General features: G+C 64.5%; 13 protein-coding genes. 7 read left to right on the top strand and 6 right to left on the bottom strand.

The features are described 5' to 3' along the window. The first annotated feature begins 1 nt into the window (after window position 1). The 6 genes from C167_RS0103615 to C167_RS0103590 all read left to right on the top strand — a co-directional run bounded on the left by C167_RS0103615 (window position 2) and on the right by C167_RS0103590 (window position 8,126). The gene (locus tag C167_RS0103615) at window positions 2-2,725 is read left to right on the top strand and encodes a helix-turn-helix transcriptional regulator (RefSeq protein ID WP_017516895.1); all 2,724 of its coding nucleotides are present in this window, start codon (window positions 2-4) and stop codon (window positions 2,723-2,725) included. 231 nt (window positions 2,726-2,956) lie between these two features. Next, the gene (locus tag C167_RS0103610) at window positions 2,957-3,412 is read left to right on the top strand and encodes a DUF6160 family protein (RefSeq protein ID WP_017516894.1); all 456 of its coding nucleotides are present in this window, start codon (window positions 2,957-2,959) and stop codon (window positions 3,410-3,412) included. A 90-nt stretch (window positions 3,413-3,502) separates the two neighbouring features. Beyond that, window positions 3,503-4,264 carry a C39 family peptidase gene (locus tag C167_RS0103605; protein ID WP_017516893.1) on the top strand — a complete coding sequence of 254 codons (762 nt, stop codon included), beginning with the start codon at window positions 3,503-3,505 and terminating at the stop codon, window positions 4,262-4,264. Window positions 4,265-4,312: 48 nt separating this feature from the next. Then, window positions 4,313-5,317, top strand: coding sequence for a transporter (locus C167_RS0103600; protein ID WP_017516892.1), 1,005 nt, complete (start codon window positions 4,313-4,315; stop codon window positions 5,315-5,317). A gap of 18 nt (window positions 5,318-5,335) precedes the next feature. Then, entirely contained in the window at window positions 5,336-6,934 is a 1,599-nt protein-coding gene (locus C167_RS0103595) for an outer membrane protein transport protein (RefSeq protein ID WP_026078779.1), read from the top strand. A 10-nt stretch (window positions 6,935-6,944) separates the two neighbouring features. After that, complete coding sequence (locus tag C167_RS0103590) at window positions 6,945-8,126, top strand: MalM family protein (RefSeq protein ID WP_017516890.1); 1,182 nt, start codon at window positions 6,945-6,947, stop codon at window positions 8,124-8,126. Between the two features lie 214 nt (window positions 8,127-8,340). On the opposite strand, the gene C167_RS0103585 is transcribed toward C167_RS0103590, so the two are convergent. The 6 genes from C167_RS0103585 to C167_RS0103560 form a co-directional block, all read right to left on the bottom strand. After that, on the bottom strand, window positions 8,341-9,327 hold the full coding sequence (locus C167_RS0103585) for an alpha-L-glutamate ligase-like protein (RefSeq protein WP_017516889.1): 987 nt from the start codon (window positions 9,325-9,327) through the stop codon (window positions 8,341-8,343). 3 nt (window positions 9,328-9,330) lie between these two features. Further along, the gene (locus C167_RS0103580; RefSeq protein ID WP_017516888.1) at window positions 9,331-10,863 is read right to left on the bottom strand and encodes an inactive transglutaminase family protein; all 1,533 of its coding nucleotides are present in this window, start codon (window positions 10,861-10,863) and stop codon (window positions 9,331-9,333) included. 4 nt (window positions 10,864-10,867) lie between these two features. Continuing rightward, the gene (locus C167_RS0103575) at window positions 10,868-11,410 is read right to left on the bottom strand and encodes an ATP-dependent zinc protease (RefSeq protein WP_017516887.1); all 543 of its coding nucleotides are present in this window, start codon (window positions 11,408-11,410) and stop codon (window positions 10,868-10,870) included. A 283-nt stretch (window positions 11,411-11,693) separates the two neighbouring features. Further along, complete coding sequence (locus C167_RS0103570; protein WP_017516886.1) at window positions 11,694-12,587, bottom strand: DUF2950 domain-containing protein; 894 nt, start codon at window positions 12,585-12,587, stop codon at window positions 11,694-11,696. Window positions 12,588-12,597: 10 nt separating this feature from the next. Further along, entirely contained in the window at window positions 12,598-14,223 is a 1,626-nt protein-coding gene (locus C167_RS0103565) for a DUF3300 domain-containing protein (protein WP_026078778.1), read from the bottom strand. 154 nt (window positions 14,224-14,377) lie between these two features. Next, window positions 14,378-15,196 carry a pyruvate, water dikinase regulatory protein gene (locus tag C167_RS0103560; protein WP_017516884.1) on the bottom strand — a complete coding sequence of 273 codons (819 nt, stop codon included), beginning with the start codon at window positions 15,194-15,196 and terminating at the stop codon, window positions 14,378-14,380. Between the two features lie 165 nt (window positions 15,197-15,361). Between C167_RS0103560 and ppsA the strand changes: the two genes are divergently transcribed. Continuing rightward, complete coding sequence (gene ppsA / locus C167_RS0103555) at window positions 15,362-17,731, top strand: phosphoenolpyruvate synthase (RefSeq protein WP_017516883.1); 2,370 nt, start codon at window positions 15,362-15,364, stop codon at window positions 17,729-17,731. Window positions 17,732-17,801 lie beyond the last annotated feature (70 nt).

Below are 17,801 nucleotides of genomic sequence, written 5' to 3'. Positions count from 1 at the left end.
CATGACGACCCTGACCACACTGCCACAGCAGCCCATGCCGCTGCTGCGCACCAAGCTGTTTCCGCCACGCGCCGACAGCGATTCGTTGCTGCCGCGTCGCGCCCTTATCGACCGCCTGTACGCCAACCGCCAGCAGCGCGTGCTGATCCTCAGCGCGCCAGCCGGCTTCGGCAAGAGCACCATCCTCAGCCTGTTCCGCCAGCGCCTGGTGGAGAGCGGTGCGCGGGTCGCGTGGATGTCCTGCGATGAAGGCGACAGCGAGCCGCAGCGCCTGGTGCAGTATCTGGTGGCAAGCATCCGCAGCGTCGAAGCGGAGTTCGGTGCCAATACCTCGAACCTGCTGCAATCGGACATGACCCTGCCGCTGGAAGGCATCATCGACGCCTTCCTTTCCGACCTGCGCCGTCTCGACGGGCCGCTCTACCTGCTGCTCGATGATTTCCACCAGATCCGTCACCCGGCATTGGCCCACGGTGCGCGCTACCTGATCGAGCACCTGCCGGACAACATCCGCCTGGTCACCAGCACGCGTTATCGCCCGCGCTTTTTGGTGGACGAACCGGGCCTGGCGCCCTGGGCCTTCTGCCTGAGCGGCGACGACCTGCGCCTGACCCGCGAGGAAACCGACACCTTCCTCACCGGGCTGAAAGGCCTGGCCCTGAGCGACAGCGAGCTCAAGCTGCTGCACAAGCGCACCGAGGGTTGGATTACCGCGTTGCATCTCGCCGCCCTGGCGCTGGCGCGTAACCCGGACCGCGTGGCCTTGCTCAAGGGGCTTTCCGGCACCGAGCGCGACCTCGCCGACTACCTCGCCGAGGATGTGCTGCGCAGCCTGCCCGAGCCGCTGCAGCAGTTCCTCGACCAGACTTCGGTGCTCGACGAATTCTGCGCCGAGCTGTGCAATGCCCTGACCGGGCGCCGTGATGGCCTGGACATGCTGATGCGGCTGCAGAACGAGCAATTGTTCATCATCCCGCTGGACGACCAGCGCGAGTGGTTCCGCTATCACCACCTGTTCGCCGAGTTCCTCCAGGGCCGCCTGGCGCGCAACTCCGACCCGACGCCGCTACTGCACGCCGCCGCCCGCTGGTGCGAGGGGCGGGACATGGCGGACCGGGCGATCAAGTACGCCCTGCGTGCCCGTGACTATGCCTTCGCCGCCGACCTGCTGGAGCGCCAGGGCGCCAAGCTGATCGCCGGCAACCGCGTCTACGGCATCCTCGGCATGCTCAGCAGCATCCCCGCCGAGGTGATCCGCGAGCACCCGGTGTTCCAGATCTTCTATGCCTGGCAACTGGCCTTCGAGCAGAAGTTTGCCGAGGCCGAGGCGCTGATCGAGGAGCTGAGCGTCCGGCTGCTGCAGGGCCAGGGCAAGGTGCGCCACTTCGGCATGGCCGAGCTGCTCGCCGTGGCCCAGGTGCTCAAGGCGCTGGTGCTGCTCTACCAGGACAAGCTGGAGGCCTGCCTGAAGGTGGCGCGCCAGTGGCTGGCGCTGGTGCCGGGCAATCAGCCGGTGTTCCGCGCCAGCCTGTCGTGCATCCAGGCGGCGGCCTATGCGCTGCTGGGCGATTACGCCGAGGCGGCCAATGCCATCGGGGTCGCCCGCGATTGCCTGCGCATGGCCGACAGCGAATACCTTCAGGTCGTCGTCAGCATGATCGAGGCGCTGATCTGCAAGGAGCGCGGTGAACTGGAGCGCGGCCGGACCATCGCCGAGAGCGCGCGCAGCCGCGTGGAACGGGTCTTCGGCCGGCGCAGCCGGGTCGGCGGGCCGCTGTCCCTGGCCTATGCGGACCTGCTGTACGAGCAGGATCGCCACGCAGCGATCCTCGCCGAACTGCCTTTGGCGACCACCTGGCGCGACGTCGCCACGCCGGTGGAGCTGATCAGCCGCGGCCAGTTGGTAATGGCCAAGGCGCGATTCTTTGCCGGTGAGGCTGAGCAAGGTCTGGCCCAGCTCGACGAATGGCTGGTTGGCCTGCAGTCGCCGGGCTACGAGCGGGTGCATGCACTGGCCATGAGTTGCAAGGTGCAGCTGTTGCTGTGGATGCGACGGCCCAACGAGGCCGAGCGCGTGTGCCTGCAACTGGCGCGGCATCTCTCGGGGCTCAACGCCGAACGCTATGCCGATGCCCATGCGGCGCTGGTGATGGCGGAGGCGCGCCTGGCGCTTTCCGAGCGCCATGCCGAGCGCGCGCAGCAGCGTCTGGAATCGTGCCTGGCGGGCTTTACCTCGCCTTATCAGCGCGACCGGCGGTTGCGTCTTTCGCTGTTACTTTCTGTGGCGTATTGGCAGAAAGGTAACAGCGAAAAAGCCTTCGCCTTGTTTGCCCCCACCCTTGAGGAAACCTGGAACCTGGGCTATCGGCGCCTGTTCCAGGACGACGCCCTGTGGCTGCTGCCGCTCTGGGAGGCCTGGAAAGGTGCCGAGCCCAAGCGCGCGTCGGCCTGGCAGGGGGTGGCGGAGATGCTTCGCGAGCAGTGCCGCAGGCTCTCCGTCGACCCTGAAAGTTTCGATGAAAATCAAGATGTTAGTCATCGAGAGCGGGAGATCCTACGGCTCGTGGCGGCGGGCTTGTCGAACCGGGACATCGCCCAGGCGGTGCATCTGTCGGAGGCCACCATCAAATGGCATCTGCACAACCTGTTTGCCAAGCTCGGCGTGCGCAGTCGGACCCAGGCAGTGCTCAAGGGGAAGAGTCTGGGATTGCTGAGCGAAGCTTGAGTAGGAAGGTTGGTTTTGCGCCATCCCTTGGATGGGCTGGCAGGTTCACGGCGGGTCAGTAGCTTGGAGATCAGGACGCGAAGCTACGTGCTTCACGAATCCATGCCCGCGGCGCCTAAGGAAGAAGTCGGGGGTCTGGAAGATCGGCAGCAGCCGGTCAACCTGCAGCGGGGTAGGACGCCCCTTGCAGTGCCTGGGGCAACCCCACCTGAACACTGGAGAGTTATAACAATGAAAATCAAGCAACTGGTTCTTGCAAGCGCAGTTCTGGCCGCTCCGTTCCTGGCACATGCCGACATGAAATCCATGGATGACGCTGCGCTGTCCGGTATCACCGGCCAGGATGGCATCAGCATTTCCGGTACCTTCAACGCCTCCATCGGCGCTGTCACCTACAAGGACGCCGACACCAACGGCGGTTCCCTGGTCCTGCAGGGTATCCACCTGCCCAGCGTGACCATCGCCGACAACGCCCCGATGACCGTCGACGTGGTGAAAACCAACATCACTCCGGTTGGCGGCGGCACCGCTGTCGCCACCGAGCAACTGGCCATCGGCCTGCCCACCGTGACCGGCGACGTGACCATCGACGCCGTCAAGGTCGGCACCGGCGGCGCCAGCATCGGCTCGCTGACCGTTTCCAACCTGAACCTGGCCGGTTCGACCGTGAAGGTCTGGGGTCACTGATCCCGAAGGTTGCGGCGCGGTACCCCTTGCCGGCGTTTGCCGGCGAGGGTCTTCCAGGAATGACTTCCAGAATTTGAAGCGAGGGGTGGGATGTTCGAGATTCTGCTGGGAAGCCTGCTGGGCCTGTTCGGTTTTACCCAGGCCGTGGATACCAAGCCGCAACAGCAGGGCACAGTGAACATCTCGCAGCCGCTCACGCCCAACGGTCCCTTCCGCGAGTCGGTCCAGCTCGAGCCGATGAGCCAGGTGCAGTTCCGCAATGTCATCCGCCAGGCCTACGACTACAGCTGCGGCTCGGCGGCGCTGACCACGCTGCTGGACTACTACCTGGGCCGCAACCTGGAAGAGCGTCAGGTCATGGAAGGCCTGATCAAGTACGGCGAGGCCGACAAGATCGTCCAGCGCCGTGGATTCTCGCTTCTGGACATGAAGCGCTACGCCGCCGCACTCGGCTACAAGAGTGGCGGCTTCCGTGCCGAGTTCTCCGACCTGGACTCGCTCGAACACCCGGCGCTGGTGCCGATCCACTATGCCGGCTTCAAGCATTTCGTCGTGGTCCGCGATGTCTACAACGACCACGTTTTCGTTGCCGATCCTGCCTTGGGCAACATCAGTTTCACCCGCGCCCGTTTCGAGGAAATCTGGGACCAGAACGTTCTCTTCGTCATCTACCCCAGTGGCCAGGAGCCGAAAAACGCCCTGGAGCTGCGCGAGGCCGACCTGCGCCTGGTGGACGACCGGACCGTCAGCCTGCTGGCTTTCCGCGAGTTCCCGCAGATGAGCAAGATCACCCAGAACCAGATTGGCGAAGCCGCCACGAATGGAGATGTGCAGTACATCCGGCGCAAGTGACCGCCCGATCGGCCCGTACGAATAAGAACAAGACCAGGGGATAGCAACATGGATTTCAAGGGGTTTGCGTGCGTTGCCGCTCTGGCCTTGCTGGCAAGTACCAGCACCATCGCCGAGGAAGCGACAACCGAAGACGCGCGAGATGCGCTGGCCAAGAAGGACACCGACGCCGACAGCGCCAAGGCGCTCGAGCAGGTATTCCAGGCCGCCGAGAAGAGCTACACCCTGCTCAAGAAGGGTGAGCGCCAGCTGACCTACGGATTCGACTACACCCTGATGCGCGATACGCGCCTGCAGGCCGTGCGCAGCGGCGAAAACGTCTACAGCGTGCTGGCCCAGAGCGAGGCGCAGCACACCTTCACCAACTCCTTCACCTTCGACTACGGCATCTGGGACAACCTGACCTTCAGCATGCGCCTGCCGTTCGTGGCCAAGTACGACACCGAACGCGACATCCATGCCTACAGTCTGGGCGACATCTCCGCGACCCTGCGCTGGCAACCCTGGGCCGCGCGCCGCGGCCGACCGGTCACCACGCTCTACGCAACCCTGGGCCTGCCCACCGGCGACAGCCCGTACAAGGGCAACGTGCAGGACGACGTTTCCACCGGCAACGGTTTCTACAGCCTGGGCGCCGGCGCCAACATGTCCTACGTGATCGACCCGGTCGTGCTCTACGGCTCGCTCGGTTACACCTACAACATGAAGGTCGATGACATCCACCAGAACCAGTTCGGCGAAGAACTGGAGAAGGTGGTACCGGGCGATACCCTCAACTTCGCCATGGGCATGGCGTACGCCTTGTCGTATGACGTTTCCCTGGCCACCTCCTACCAGATGGCCTACTCGTTCAAGAACAAGTACTACTTCAACGACCGCACGGTCGAGGCGCCCGAGCAGACCAGCGCGATCATGAACTTCTCGCTTGGTCTGCGAACATCGCCGGACTACATCGTCAACGTGAACGCCGGTTTCGGTCTGACCGAAGACTCGCCGGATGTACTGCTGGGGGTTTCCCTTCCCCTGGATATCCAAGGCCTCAAAGCCCAGTAACCGACGAGCGACCACCACATGACTATGCGCATTTCGCCCCTCGCGGTGGCGATGGCAGGGGTAGGGCTTGGCTGGGCGACGCTGGCCAACGCCCAACTGGCCAACGACCTGACCATCGGCAACCCCAAGGCCATGGCCATGGCCAACGCGGTCACGGCCGATTCCACCGGCATCGACGCGGTGCACTACAACCCCGCCGCCCTGACCAAGCTCAAGGGCCGTCAGACCCAGATCAAGCTGATCACCGGGGTCATGGATATCCGCGCCGGCTTCAAGGCGCCGCCTGACTACGGTTCTTCTTCCTTCGGTCTGGACAACGACCCGGTGGCGGGCGAAAACAGCCGCACCCTGACCCCGACCATGTACCTGCCCGGCCTCGGCGGCATGACCGATATGCCACTGCTGGTGGCGCCGCTGGCTGGCTTGTCGATCAACCCGCCGGGCTCCAAGTTCACCTTCGCCACCAACGTCTACGCACCCCAGGCCCTGGGCTATTCGCGCGATTCGGACAGCGACCCGGCGCGCTACGAAGGGCGCCGCGTCTCGCTGCAGCGCATCACCTACTTCTCACCCTCGGTGGGCTACGAGGTCAACGACGACCTGTCGGTGGGTTTGAGCGTCGGCTTCTCCCACCAGGCCATGGCGCTGGATACCGACTTCCGCAACCCGGGCCTGCTCACCGGCCTGCTGCAGACCCTGCACGACACTACCTGCGTGCCGGGCGCACAGGAAATCGTCGAACTGGTGTTCAACGTCTGTGGCGGGCGCATCGGCCCCTACGACTCGCTGGCCAACCTCAAGCTGGACATGCAGCAGACCCTGTCGCCCAGCTTCAACCTGGGCGTGCTCTGGGAGCCCTACGACTGGCTGGCCTGGGGGGCGACCTACCAGAGCGAATCGCGCATGCACCTCAAGGGCAAGTACCGCGTCGACTACACCAAGGACTGGCAGGGCTTCTGGTCCGGCATGCAGAGTTCGGTGTTCGGCGCCTTCCTCAGCCCGCTGTTTCCCTACGGCAATGCCGAGGAAGAACACGGCGTGGCGACGCTGAACATGGTCAACCCGGACAGCTTCTCCACCGGCATCAAGGTGCGTCCGTTCGACAAATGGCAGTTCAACTTCGACCTGAAATGGACTGACTACAGCGACTGGAACAAGCTGGAAATCGAATTCGACAAGGAACTCGATCTGCTGCGCATCGCCAAGAACTTCGCCCCCAACGGCGCCACCGACCACAGCATCATTCTCGACCGCGGCTACCAGGACACCTGGAGCTACGCCATGGGGATGCAGTACGACGTCAACGACCGCCTGCAATTAAGGGCCGGCTACGAGTACCGTCCCTCGGCGATTCCCAAGGACAAGGCCGACGCCCTGGTGCCCATCGGCGATGCCAACCTCTACGGGTTGGGCTTGGGCTACCAGTGGGACAAGGACACGGTCATCGACCTGGGCTTCAACTACTTCGTCTCCAAGCAGAGCATCAAGGCGGGCACCAGCTGCAACCTCAACTGCACCGGCATCGACAACCTGGTCTACAACCCCTATGCCGGCCTCGACGTCAGCACCACGGTGAAGGCCTACGTCTTCGCCATGACCTACCGAACTACCTTCTGAGGGCAACGACATGAACAGGCTGACCCTCCTGATTTCCTGCCTCGCCGCCGCCGGCGTGAGTGCATCGGCCCAGGCCGCCAGCGGCCGCTACCTGTCGTGGATCGACGACAGCGGCCAGGTGCACAACACCTTCGTCGACGCCAACTACACCCAACAGCAGCGCCAGGCGGACAAGCGCATCGACCAGAGCGACCGCGCGCGGCTGATCGACCTCAGCGCCACACAGTGGCCGGGCAGCCGACCGGCGGGGGAGAGCAAGCGCCGCTACTTCACCTGGGTGGACGCCCAGGGCAACCTGCAGAACAGCTTCTATGCAGCCGGCCAGGTAGCGCCCGGCCGCGCCGATTACGTGCTGCCCAACGGTGACCACTCCTCCGAGTACATCGACGCGGAGTCCTATGAAGACCGTGGCTTCGTCCGCAGCGAGAACGGCAACCCGTACTTCACCTGGGTCGATGACAAGGGCCAAGTGCGCAACTCGCCGATCACGGCGGAACAGCGCGGGGCGATGTTCCGTCGCGGCGAGCAGGGCGGCAGCAATATCGCCTTCACCGAGGGCCGTCAGATCGATCTGAAGGGCCGCTCGAACAACCTGCCTGGGCTCGACGGCATGGGCGAGCAGAGCGATGCCATGAAGGCACTGCTCAAGGGCAGCGGCAAGACCCTGGACGACCTCTATGTCGACCTGCAACGGCGCTGTTGCGAGCAGATGGGCGATGGCGACTTCACCGAGCTGTCCTCGGACGAGCCGCGCTACGAGGAGTTGAACAAATTCTCCCCGAGTTTCGATTTCCCCATGGGCAAGAGCTACTTCGTGGCGATGAAACTGCCCAGTTCCCAGCGCGTATACGGCCTGCGCGTGCGCAGCTTCGCCAACCACCAGGTGGTGTATCCGTCGCTGCTGTTCCTCGACGAGCAGAAGCGTCCGACTCGGCTGGTGAGTGACGCCGTGTACAAGCTCAATCCGGAAACCTGGTACCGCTACGCCTTCATCGAGGGAACCATCCCGGTGCGGGCCAACCAGGGCGAGCGCTACGTGCTGCTACTCACCACCGATGAGGACCGCAGCCTGCAGACCCTCGACAACAAGCCCTACAAACGCCCGCTGGAAGACCTGGCGGTGAACGAGGCGGGGATGAAGGTGCGTGAGCACGGCGACCAGGGCGGGTTCGAGCTGGCGGTGGTGCGCTGAGCTGACGCTCTTTGCAGGACCGAGGGGGACGCCTGGTTCTTGCTCGCGAACCGCCCAACTGCGGAGCCGCCGGGGAATCCGTTCGCGAGCAAGCTCGCTCCTACAGTCCTGCGCCACCGTTCATTGTCGGAGCGCCCCATGGTCGTGATCGCGGGCACCGGACGGCAATAAAAAAGCCCGGCATTTGCGGGGCTTTTTCATGGGGCAGGGCGCCTCAGATTTCCTTCGGATGCACGTGGCCGAAGAGCTGCTGGGAGAAGCGCACGCGCTCTTCCACGGTCTCCTTCACGCCCTTGGCCTCCAGCTCGGCGAGGTGCGCCTCCACGGCATGGGTGCGCAGGGTCAGGCCGCAGTCGTTGGCGATCTGGATGTTCAGGCCGGGGCGGGCATTGAGCTCGAGGATCAGCGGGCCCTTGTCCTGGTCCAGCACCATGTCCACGCCGATGTAACCCAGGCCGCACAGCTCGTAGCAGCCGGCGGCCAGCTTCATGAAGCCGTCCCAGTTGGGCAACTGCACGCCGTCCACCGCGTTGGTGGTGTCCGGGTGCTTGCTGATCTTGTTGTTCAGCCAGGTGCCGCGCAGGGTCAGGCCGGTGGCCAGGTCCACACCCACGCCGATGGCGCCCTGGTGCAGGTTGGCCTTGCCGTTGGACTGGCGGGTGGGCAGGCGCAGCATCGCCATCACCGGGTAGCCCATCAGCACGATGATGCGGATGTCCGGCACGCCTTCGTAGCTGATGCTCTTGAAGATCTGGTCCGGGGTCACCCGGTACTCGATCAATGCGCGGTCGCGGTGGCCGCCCAGGGAGTACAGGCCGGTGAGGATGCTCGAGAGCTGGTGCTCGATTTCCTCATGGCTGATGATCCGCCCGGAAACCGTCTTGTAGCGCTCCTCGAAGCGGTCGGCGATCACCAGGATGCCGTCGCCGCCGGCGCCCTGCGCCGGCTTGATCACGAAGTCGCTGCGTTCGCCGATGATTTCCGGCAGGCGTTCGATTTCCTTCTCGGTGGAGATGATCCCGTACATTTCCGGTACGTGGATGCCCGCCTCGATGGCACGCTGCTTGGTGATGATCTTGTCGTCGACGATCGGGTACAGGTGCCGCTGGTTGTACTTGAGCACGTAGTCCGCGTTGCGTCGGTTGATGCCCATGATGCCTTTGGCTTCCAGGGCTTTCCATCGCTTGATCAGGCCGAACATGGCTTAGTCCTTGAGGAAGGCTTTGAAGCGGAACAGTTCGGTCAGGCGGTAACCGCGGTAGCGACCCATCGCCAGCATGAACGACACCAGGATCAGCAGCACGGCCGGGAAGGTGAACACGAAGTACACCAGCTCCGGTACGCGCATGAGGATATGCGCCAGCGCAGCGGCGAACAGGGTGCCGATGGCGGCCTTCATCGCGTGGGCGGCGCCGCGCTCTTCCCAGGTGATCGACAGGCGCTCGATGCTCATGGTCAGGATCACCATCGGGAACAGGGCCACCGACAGGCCGCTCTCGAAGCCGAGCTTGTGGCTGAGCAGGCTGATGGCGGCGATCATCACTACCACGAAGGTCAGCACCACCGACAGGCGCGGCAGCATCTGCAACTTCAGGTGTTCCAGGTACGAACGTAGCGACAGGCCCAGCGCGGTAATCACGGTAAACAGGCCGATGCCCCACTGCAGGCCGGTCTCGCGGAAGGCGAGGGCGATCAGCACCGGGGTGAAGGTACCCAGGGTCTGCAGGCCGATCAGGTTGCGCAGCACCAGGATCACCAGCACGCCGAAGGGGATCATGATCATGATCTGGAAGGTCTGCTGGGTGGACAGCGGCAGGCCGTACAGGGAGTACTCGAGGAAGGCTGCGTCGGTGTTCTCGTCCGACAGCTTGGCCAGGCGGATGGCGTTCATCTCGCTGCTGTTGAGGCTGAAGCTGACCTGGGCCTTCTTGCCACCTTCGATCGACAGCAGGCTTTCGTCACCCAGCCACCAGATCAGGCGGTCGGCGGGCAGGCCGCGCTCGCCGGTTTCCGGGTTGAAGTACAGCCACTCCTTGCCGTTGTAGCTGCGCAGCCAAAGCTCGGGTTGCTGCGGCTGGTTGGCGACCAGGCGGATGGTGTGCACGCGCTCCAGCGGCACGTGGGCCACCGCGAGCAGGGTTTCGACCACGTGGGAACGCTTGTCCAGGCTGGTGTCGCCGGCCAGCAGCAGTTTCACGTTGTCGTCATTGAGGTTGTTGGCGCGCTTGATCGCTTCGCTGACGAAGGTCTCGACGTCCGCCGAGTGCTGGCGGATGGGCGCGATCAGGGCTTCGGCGGCGATCTTGTCCGGGCCTTCCAGCGGCAGGCTGTCGCGGAAGATCGGGCCTTTCTCCTTGGCCTTCTCGGTGGCGCCGGCATAGCGCTTGGTCAGCACCAGACGGTAGTAGAGGGTCTGCTGGCCGTTGGCGCGGCGCGAGGACCAGGTGACCTTGCGGTTGCCGTCGGAGCGGTTGATGCCCACGCCGTAGTTGTTGGAGACAAAGCTCTCGTTGAGGCTGACGTAATCCTGGGTCAGCGGCGGTACGAACATCTGCACCTTCACCGGAGTCTTCGGCGTGGCGACGAACTCGACCTTGGCGTCGATGTTCCACAGGTCGTCGGTCTCGGCCTCGGTCATGGGTATGCCGAGGACGAAGATCTGGTAGGCGGTGATCGCGACGCCCAGCGTCAGCAGGATGGCGATCAGGACCTTCAGATGCAGGGTAAGAGAGCGCATGGGATTACTCGGCAGGTTTCGCTACGGGTTGGCAGCCGGGCTTGCCGGCAGCGTATTTCAGGCTCGGGTCGACCAGGGCTCCGAAGCGCTTGAGCGCGTCGGAGCCGATCAGAAGCGGGTATTGGAAGGCGCTGCGGTCGGTAAGGTTCACTTCGATGGTACGCAGGGCCTTGCCCATGCACAGCTGAAGCTCGATCACCGGGCGCGCAGTGTAGGCCTTGCCTTCGTCGGGGTCGTAGTCGCCGTGGCGACGCTTGATCTTGCTGATGCGCGCCAGGGGTTTCTCGATCGGCTGGCTGTCGGCGGTGTCGGTGGCCAGGTAGAAGCGCACCCAGGTCTCGCCATCGCGCTTGAAGCGCTTGATGTCGCGGGCGCTGAGCGAGGCGGTCTTGGCGCCGGTGTCGAGCTTGGCGGCCAGCTCGATGTCCAGGTCGTTGATCCGGGCGTATTCGTTCAGGCCATAGACGGTCTTGCCGGCAGCGGCGCTGATGCCGGGAAGCAGGAAGATGCTCAGGAAGAGGAGCAGGGCAGTGGGCGTGAGTCTCATGGGCCTTGATGAGTGAGTGGCCGCAAAGCCTTGAATAAAGAAACGCCCCGGTCGTCACCCCGTGCAGCCGTGACCGGCATGCCGGCCGGCGTGGCCTGGTGACGCCAGGCAATAGCGCGGCGAATTCTACCATGTGGTTTTTCGCTGGCGACAGTCGGTTGGCTCGTTGGCAGGGTATTTGTTTCAGGCTCATGACAGCCCGTTCCGGCCCGCCGGAAGCCGTTAGAGCGGAGGGCTTCCCCGACCCCGTCCGACCGCAGGGCGGCCGGACAGGTTCAGCCGCTCAGGGCTTTTCTTCTTCCGCAGTGACCTCGGTCCAGCTGCTGTCCGGGTCGAACCGAGTCATCTTCTTGGCGATCCTGTCGCTCTCCGGGCCGAGGTTCTTGGAGAAGATCTCGCCATCGTGGCTGATCATGAAGCTCATCACGCCGCTGTCGCCGTACTTCACCGGCCAGGCGACGAGGGCGAAGCCGCGCGTCATCCGCCCACCGATCAGGTAGTCGTAGGCGCCACCAGGCGCCGAGGGGCCCTGGGCGGTGAGGATGCGGTAGTGGTAGCCGTGCCAGCCGTCGCCCGGCAGATCGTCGCCGAACAGCGGGCCGAGCGGGCTTTCCTCGCCGCCGTCTTCCTCCGGCCAGTACAGCCCGTCATGGTGGCCGTCGCTGCTGACGAACTGCTGCGCGTATTCGAGTACGCCGTCGCCGTTGCGGTCCACCTCGGCGTAGTCCATTTGCGCATCGTGGTAGGCCTGCACGGCTTCCAGGGTCGATTCCTCGTTGCGGCCGATGCGGCGGATGCGGATTTCCTCGCCGCCGGCCTTGGCGTTGAAAGCCCAGCCGTTCTTCTCATGGACGATCGGCAGAGGCAGGGTCCAGGGGTCATTGCCAACGACCAGATGGGCGAGGTGGGCGTTGTCCTTCTCGATCTGGTGCTTGTCCTTGTAGTGGGCGAGGAAGGCGTCGACCTCACTCCGGTCGATGCCGGCGGTGGGTATATAGCTCTGCCAGTCCTTGCCCAGCAGGGCGGCCAGGCGTTCGGGGTCGGCTTTTTCGGTGCCCAGGGCGGCGATGAAGGCGTCGGCGGCCGCGTCGGGGGTGGGGAAGCTGTCCTGAGCCAGCAGGCTGGCTGGCAGTGCGGCGAGGAGGGCGAGCGCCAGCAGGCGCGAGGCGATGGGCATGACTCGTCTCCTATCGGCGTCCGCCGCCACGCGGGACGCGGGCGGGGCGTTGCACGGTGTGGCCGGCGCGTGCCGCCTGCGGCCGGCTGGCAGCAGCGCGACTGACCTGGCCGCGGTTGGCAAGCTCGCGGGATTGCCGCGGGTTGTTGGCGCCGGCGAAGGCGTTGTTGCGCGGCGCCTGGGTGCGGGCATGCTGCAGGCGCGCCTGTTCGCGGATCTGCTGGTTGTTCTGCGTCCGCGGCCGTTGCTGCACCGGGTTGCTGCGGTTCTGCATCTGGGTCTGGGCACGCGGGCGGTTTTCCTGCGTGCGGTTCAGCTCGCGGGTGGCGCCCTGCGCCCGTTCCCTGGCCTGGGCGTTGTCGCGGTTGCCTTGTTGCAGGCGCTGCTGGGCTTGCGGATTGTCCCGCAGGTCACGGGTCGCCGCCTGGGCGCGCTCCCGTGCCTGTGCGTTGTTCGCTGGCGGCGGAGCGATGCCGCGCTGGGTCAGGCTTTCCCTCGCCCGCGCCCGCTCCTGGGTGCGCGCCGAGTCGAACCCGCGCATGGCTTCGCGCTGTTCGCTGCCGGCCAGCCGGCGGTTGTACTGCTGGCGGCTGGCGGAGTCGCGGTAGGGCACGCCGTTGCGGTAGGTCGGGTTATGCTGCCACTTCGCCCGGTTGCCGTTGACGTTGCTGGTGAAGTCTCGATTCACATTCCGGTTCACGTTCCGGTTGCTGTTGAAGTTGTTGTAATGCTCCACATCGACATCGATATCGTGGTCGTCCCAGTCGCAGTCACCCCAGAGTTCACCGACGATGGCCACGCCTGCGCCGAACGCCAGGCCGGTGGCCAGCGCCGTGGCGACGGGGTATTCGGGCGGCGGCGGGTAATAGACCGGCGGGCTGGCGGGATACGGCCAGGAGCCGTAGACCTGCGTGGGGTTGTAGCTGGGTACGTAGACCACCTGCGGATCGGCGGGCTCGATGATGATCGTCTGTGCCGGTGCCGGTTGTTGCACCACCACGGTGTCTGCGCCGGATGAAGACTGCGCCGGGGCTGGCTGCGCGGCCGGCTTGATGGTCACCGTCTGCTGCTCGTTGGACTGCAGGTTGCCGGCGGCCTGGGCCTGTCGACGCAGGCGCTGGATGGAGTCCATCACCGCCTCGGGCTGGGCGAGGAAGGCGTCGCCGACGCGCTGCACCCAGACCGGGTCCTGCCCCAGAGTCGCCAGCACCAGCGGGAAGGCGACCAGCGATTGCACGCTCGGATCCCATGGCTGGTCGGCGACCTGTTTCACCGCGTCATCACCCACGGCCTTGGGGTGGGCCTTCGACCAGGCCACCGCATCGGCTACGTTGCCGGGGTAGGTGGTTGCCATCAGCACCTGGGCGAGCAGGGAGTCCGGGTACAAAGCCAGCGGCGCGAGCATCTGGTCCAACTCCTCGACGCTGAACACGGCTTGCGAGGGCGCGGCAGCAGGCGCGGCTGGCGCAGGGGCGGCAGGTGGCGCAGGTGGTGCAGGCGGAGGAGGTGCTGTCGCGGCGGGCGGGCTGGCGGGTGGCGTGGCGGCGGTGGCGGTCTTGGCGACGGGCTTGTCGCCCGAATCGCAACCCGTCAAGGCCAACAAGGCAACCAGAATCAGGTACTGACATTCTCGCATGGCGCTCTCCTGTGCCGGGAATGCCCGATCCGTCAAAACTGCCACGGGTAAGACGCGGGTTCAGGGAATGATAGGCGCCAGAATGAAAGGTTGCAGAAAGTCGAACGGCCGGTGATGCCGGCCGTTGGTTGTGGAATCTTTCCGCGACTGCCGGTTACTTCAGCCGGCGTTCGACGCCCTTCTCGACGAGGATCTTGGCGGAGATTTCTTCCACCGAGAAATGCGTCGAGTTGATGTAGGCAATGTTCTCGCGTCGGAACAGATTCTCGACCTCGCGAACTTCGAATTCGCACTGGGCGAAGCTGGCGTAGCGGCTGTTGGGCTTGCGCTCGTGGCGGATGGCGGTGAGCCGGTCCGGGTCGATGGTCAGGCCGAACAGCTTGTGCTTGTAGGGCTTGAGCGCGTTGGGCAACTGCAGGCGCTCCATGTCCTCTTCGGTCAGCGGGTAGTTCGCCGCGCGGATGCCGTATTGCAGGGCCATATAAAGGCAGGTGGGCGTTTTGCCGCAGCGCGAGACGCCGACCAGGATCAGGTCGGCCTTGTCGTAGTAGTGGGTGCGGGCGCCGTCGTCGTTGTCGAGGGCGAAGTTCACCGCATCGATCCGCTCCATGTAGTGCGGGTTATGGCCGATGCTGTGGGATTTTCCGACGGAATACGACGAGTCTGAGGATAATTCTTGTTCCAGTGGGGACAAAAACGTCGAGAAGATGTCAATCATGAAACCGTTGGATTGCGCCAGGACGGAGCGGATCTCGCGATTGACGATGGTGTCGAAGATGATCGGTCTCGCCCCGTCCGCCTCCGCAGCCCGGTTGATTTGCTGTACCATGACGCGCGCCTTTTCCTCGGTATCGATGTAAGGTCGCGTCAGTTTGGTAAAGTTGATGTTCTCGAACTGCGCCAGAAGGCTCTGGCCGAGGGTTTCGGCAGTGATGCCGGTGCCGTCGGAAATGAAGAATGCAGTTCGTTTCATGTGCGCTGCGGGCCTTATAGGTAGGAGCGAATCCTGGTTATGATAGGCCCCGCGTTTGCAAGGCCCTTTGCCGGGGCATTCTCACCCATTTTTCCGGCTCCGGCCAGAAGGGTGGGGCCGCTCCGACTTGTATGAGCTTTTCCAACACTTAGTGGAGAGATCACCTTGGTAGAGTACGTAGTTTCCCTCGATAAGCTCGGCGTCCACGATGTCGAACATGTGGGGGGCAAGAACGCATCCCTGGGCGAAATGATCAGCAACCTCGCCGGTGCCGGCGTTTCCGTACCGGGTGGCTTCGCCACTACCGCCCAGGCCTACCGTGACTTCCTCGAGCAGAGCGGCCTGAACGATCGCATCCACGCGGCCCTCGACGCCCTGGACGTTGACGACGTCAACGCCCTGGCCAAGACCGGCGCGCAGATTCGCCAATGGGTGATGGACGCCGAGTTCCCCGAGCGTCTGGATGCCGAGATTCGCAAGGCCTTCGCCGACATGGCCGGCGGCAACGACAACATGGCCGTGGCGGTGCGTTCCTCCGCCACCGCCGAAGACCTGCCGGACGCCTCCTTCGCCGGCCAGCAGGAAACCTTCCTGAACATCCGCGGCGTGGACAACGTGATCCGCGCGGCCAAGGAAGTCTTCGCTTCCCTCTTCAATGACCGTGCCATCGCCTACCGTGTACACCAGGGCTTCGACCACAAGCTGGTCGCCCTGTCCGCCGGCGTGCAGCGCATGGTCCGCTCGGAAACCGGCACCGCCGGTGTGATGTTCACCCTGGACACCGAGTCCGGTTTCCGTGACGTGGTGTTCATTACCGGCGCCTACGGCCTCGGCGAGACCGTGGTGCAGGGCGCGGTGAACCCCGACGAGTTCTACGTCCACAAGCCGACCCTGGAAGCCGGCCGCCCGGCGATCCTGCGTCGCAACCTGGGCAGCAAGGCCATCAAGATGATCTACGGCGACGAAGCCAAGGCCGGCAAATCGGTCAAGGTGGTCGACGTGGACAAGGCCGACCGCGCCCGCTTCGCCCTGACCGACGCTGAAGTGACCGAGCTGGCCAAGCAGGCCCTGATCATCGAGAAGCACTACGAGCGTCCGATGGACATCGAGTGGGCCAAGGACGGTGACGACGGCAAGCTGTACATCGTGCAGGCCCGTCCGGAAACCGTGAAGAGCCGTTCCAGCGCCAACGTGATGGAACGCTACCTGCTCAAGGAAAAAGGCAAGGTACTGGTCGAAGGCCGCGCCATCGGCCAGCGCATCGGTGCCGGCCCGGTGAAGGTGATCCACGACGTTTCCGAGATGGACAAGGTCCAGCCGGGCGACGTGCTGGTCTCCGACATGACCGACCCGGACTGGGAGCCGGTGATGAAGCGCGCCAGCGCCATCGTCACCAACCGCGGCGGCCGTACCTGCCACGCCGCGATCATCGCCCGTGAACTGGGCATCCCGGCCGTCGTCGGCTGTGGCAATGCCACCGCGGCGCTCAAGGATGGCCAGCGCGTGACCGTGTCCTGCGCCGAGGGCGACACCGGCCTGATCTACGAAGGCGAGCTGGGCTTCGACGTGCGCCAGAACTCGGTCGACGCCATGCCCGAGCTGCCGTTCAAGATCATGATGAACGTCGGCAACCCCGACCGCGCCTTCGACTTCGCGCAACTGCCGAACGAAGGGGTGGGCCTGGCCCGCCTGGAGTTCATCATCAACCGCATGATCGGCGTGCACCCCAAGGCGCTGCTGAATTTCGCCGGCCTGCCGGCGGACATCAAGGAAAGCGTCGAGAAGCGCATCGCCGGCTACGACGATCCGGTGGGCTTCTACGTCGAGAAGCTGGTCGAGGGCGTCAGCACCCTGGCCGCGGCGTTCTGGCCGAAGAAGGTCATCGTGCGTCTGTCGGACTTCAAGTCCAACGAATACGCCAACCTGATCGGCGGCAAGCTCTACGAACCGGAAGAAGAGAACCCGATGCTCGGCTTCCGTGGCGCCTCGCGCTACATCAGCGAATCCTTCCGCGACTGCTTCGAACTCGAATGCCGTGCGATGAAGAAGGTCCGCAACGAGATGGGCCTGACCAACGTCGAGCTGATGGTGCCATTCGTCCGTACCCTGGGCGAAGCCTCCCAGGTCGTCGACCTGCTGGCCACCAATGGTCTCAAGCGTGGCGAGAACGGCCTGCGCGTCATCATGATGTGCGAACTGCCGTCCAACGCCCTGCTGGCCGATGAGTTCCTCGAGTTCTTCGATGGCTTCTCCATCGGTTCCAACGACCTGACCCAGCTGACCCTCGGTCTGGACCGTGACTCGGGCATCGTTGCGCACCTGTTCGACGAGCGTAACCCGGCGGTGAAGAAGCTGCTGTCCAATGCCATCCAGGCATGCAACCGCGCCGGCAAGTACATCGGCATCTGCGGCCAGGGTCCGTCGGACCACCCGGACCTCGCCAAGTGGCTGATGGAGCAGGGCATCGAGAGTGTGTCGCTGAACCCCGACTCGGTCCTCGACACCTGGTTCTTCCTCGCCGAAGGCCAATCCTGACCTCTCCTTTACCATCCTGAAGAGGGCGGGTGATTTCACCCGCCCTTTTTTATGGTGCGCCAGGCATGGC

It is taken from the genome of Pseudomonas nitroreducens TX1, assembly GCF_000313755.1.
Classification (GTDB): Bacteria; Pseudomonadota; Gammaproteobacteria; order Pseudomonadales; family Pseudomonadaceae; genus Pseudomonas; species Pseudomonas nitroreducens_A.
This window is presented reverse-complemented; position numbering and strand designations above follow the sequence as displayed.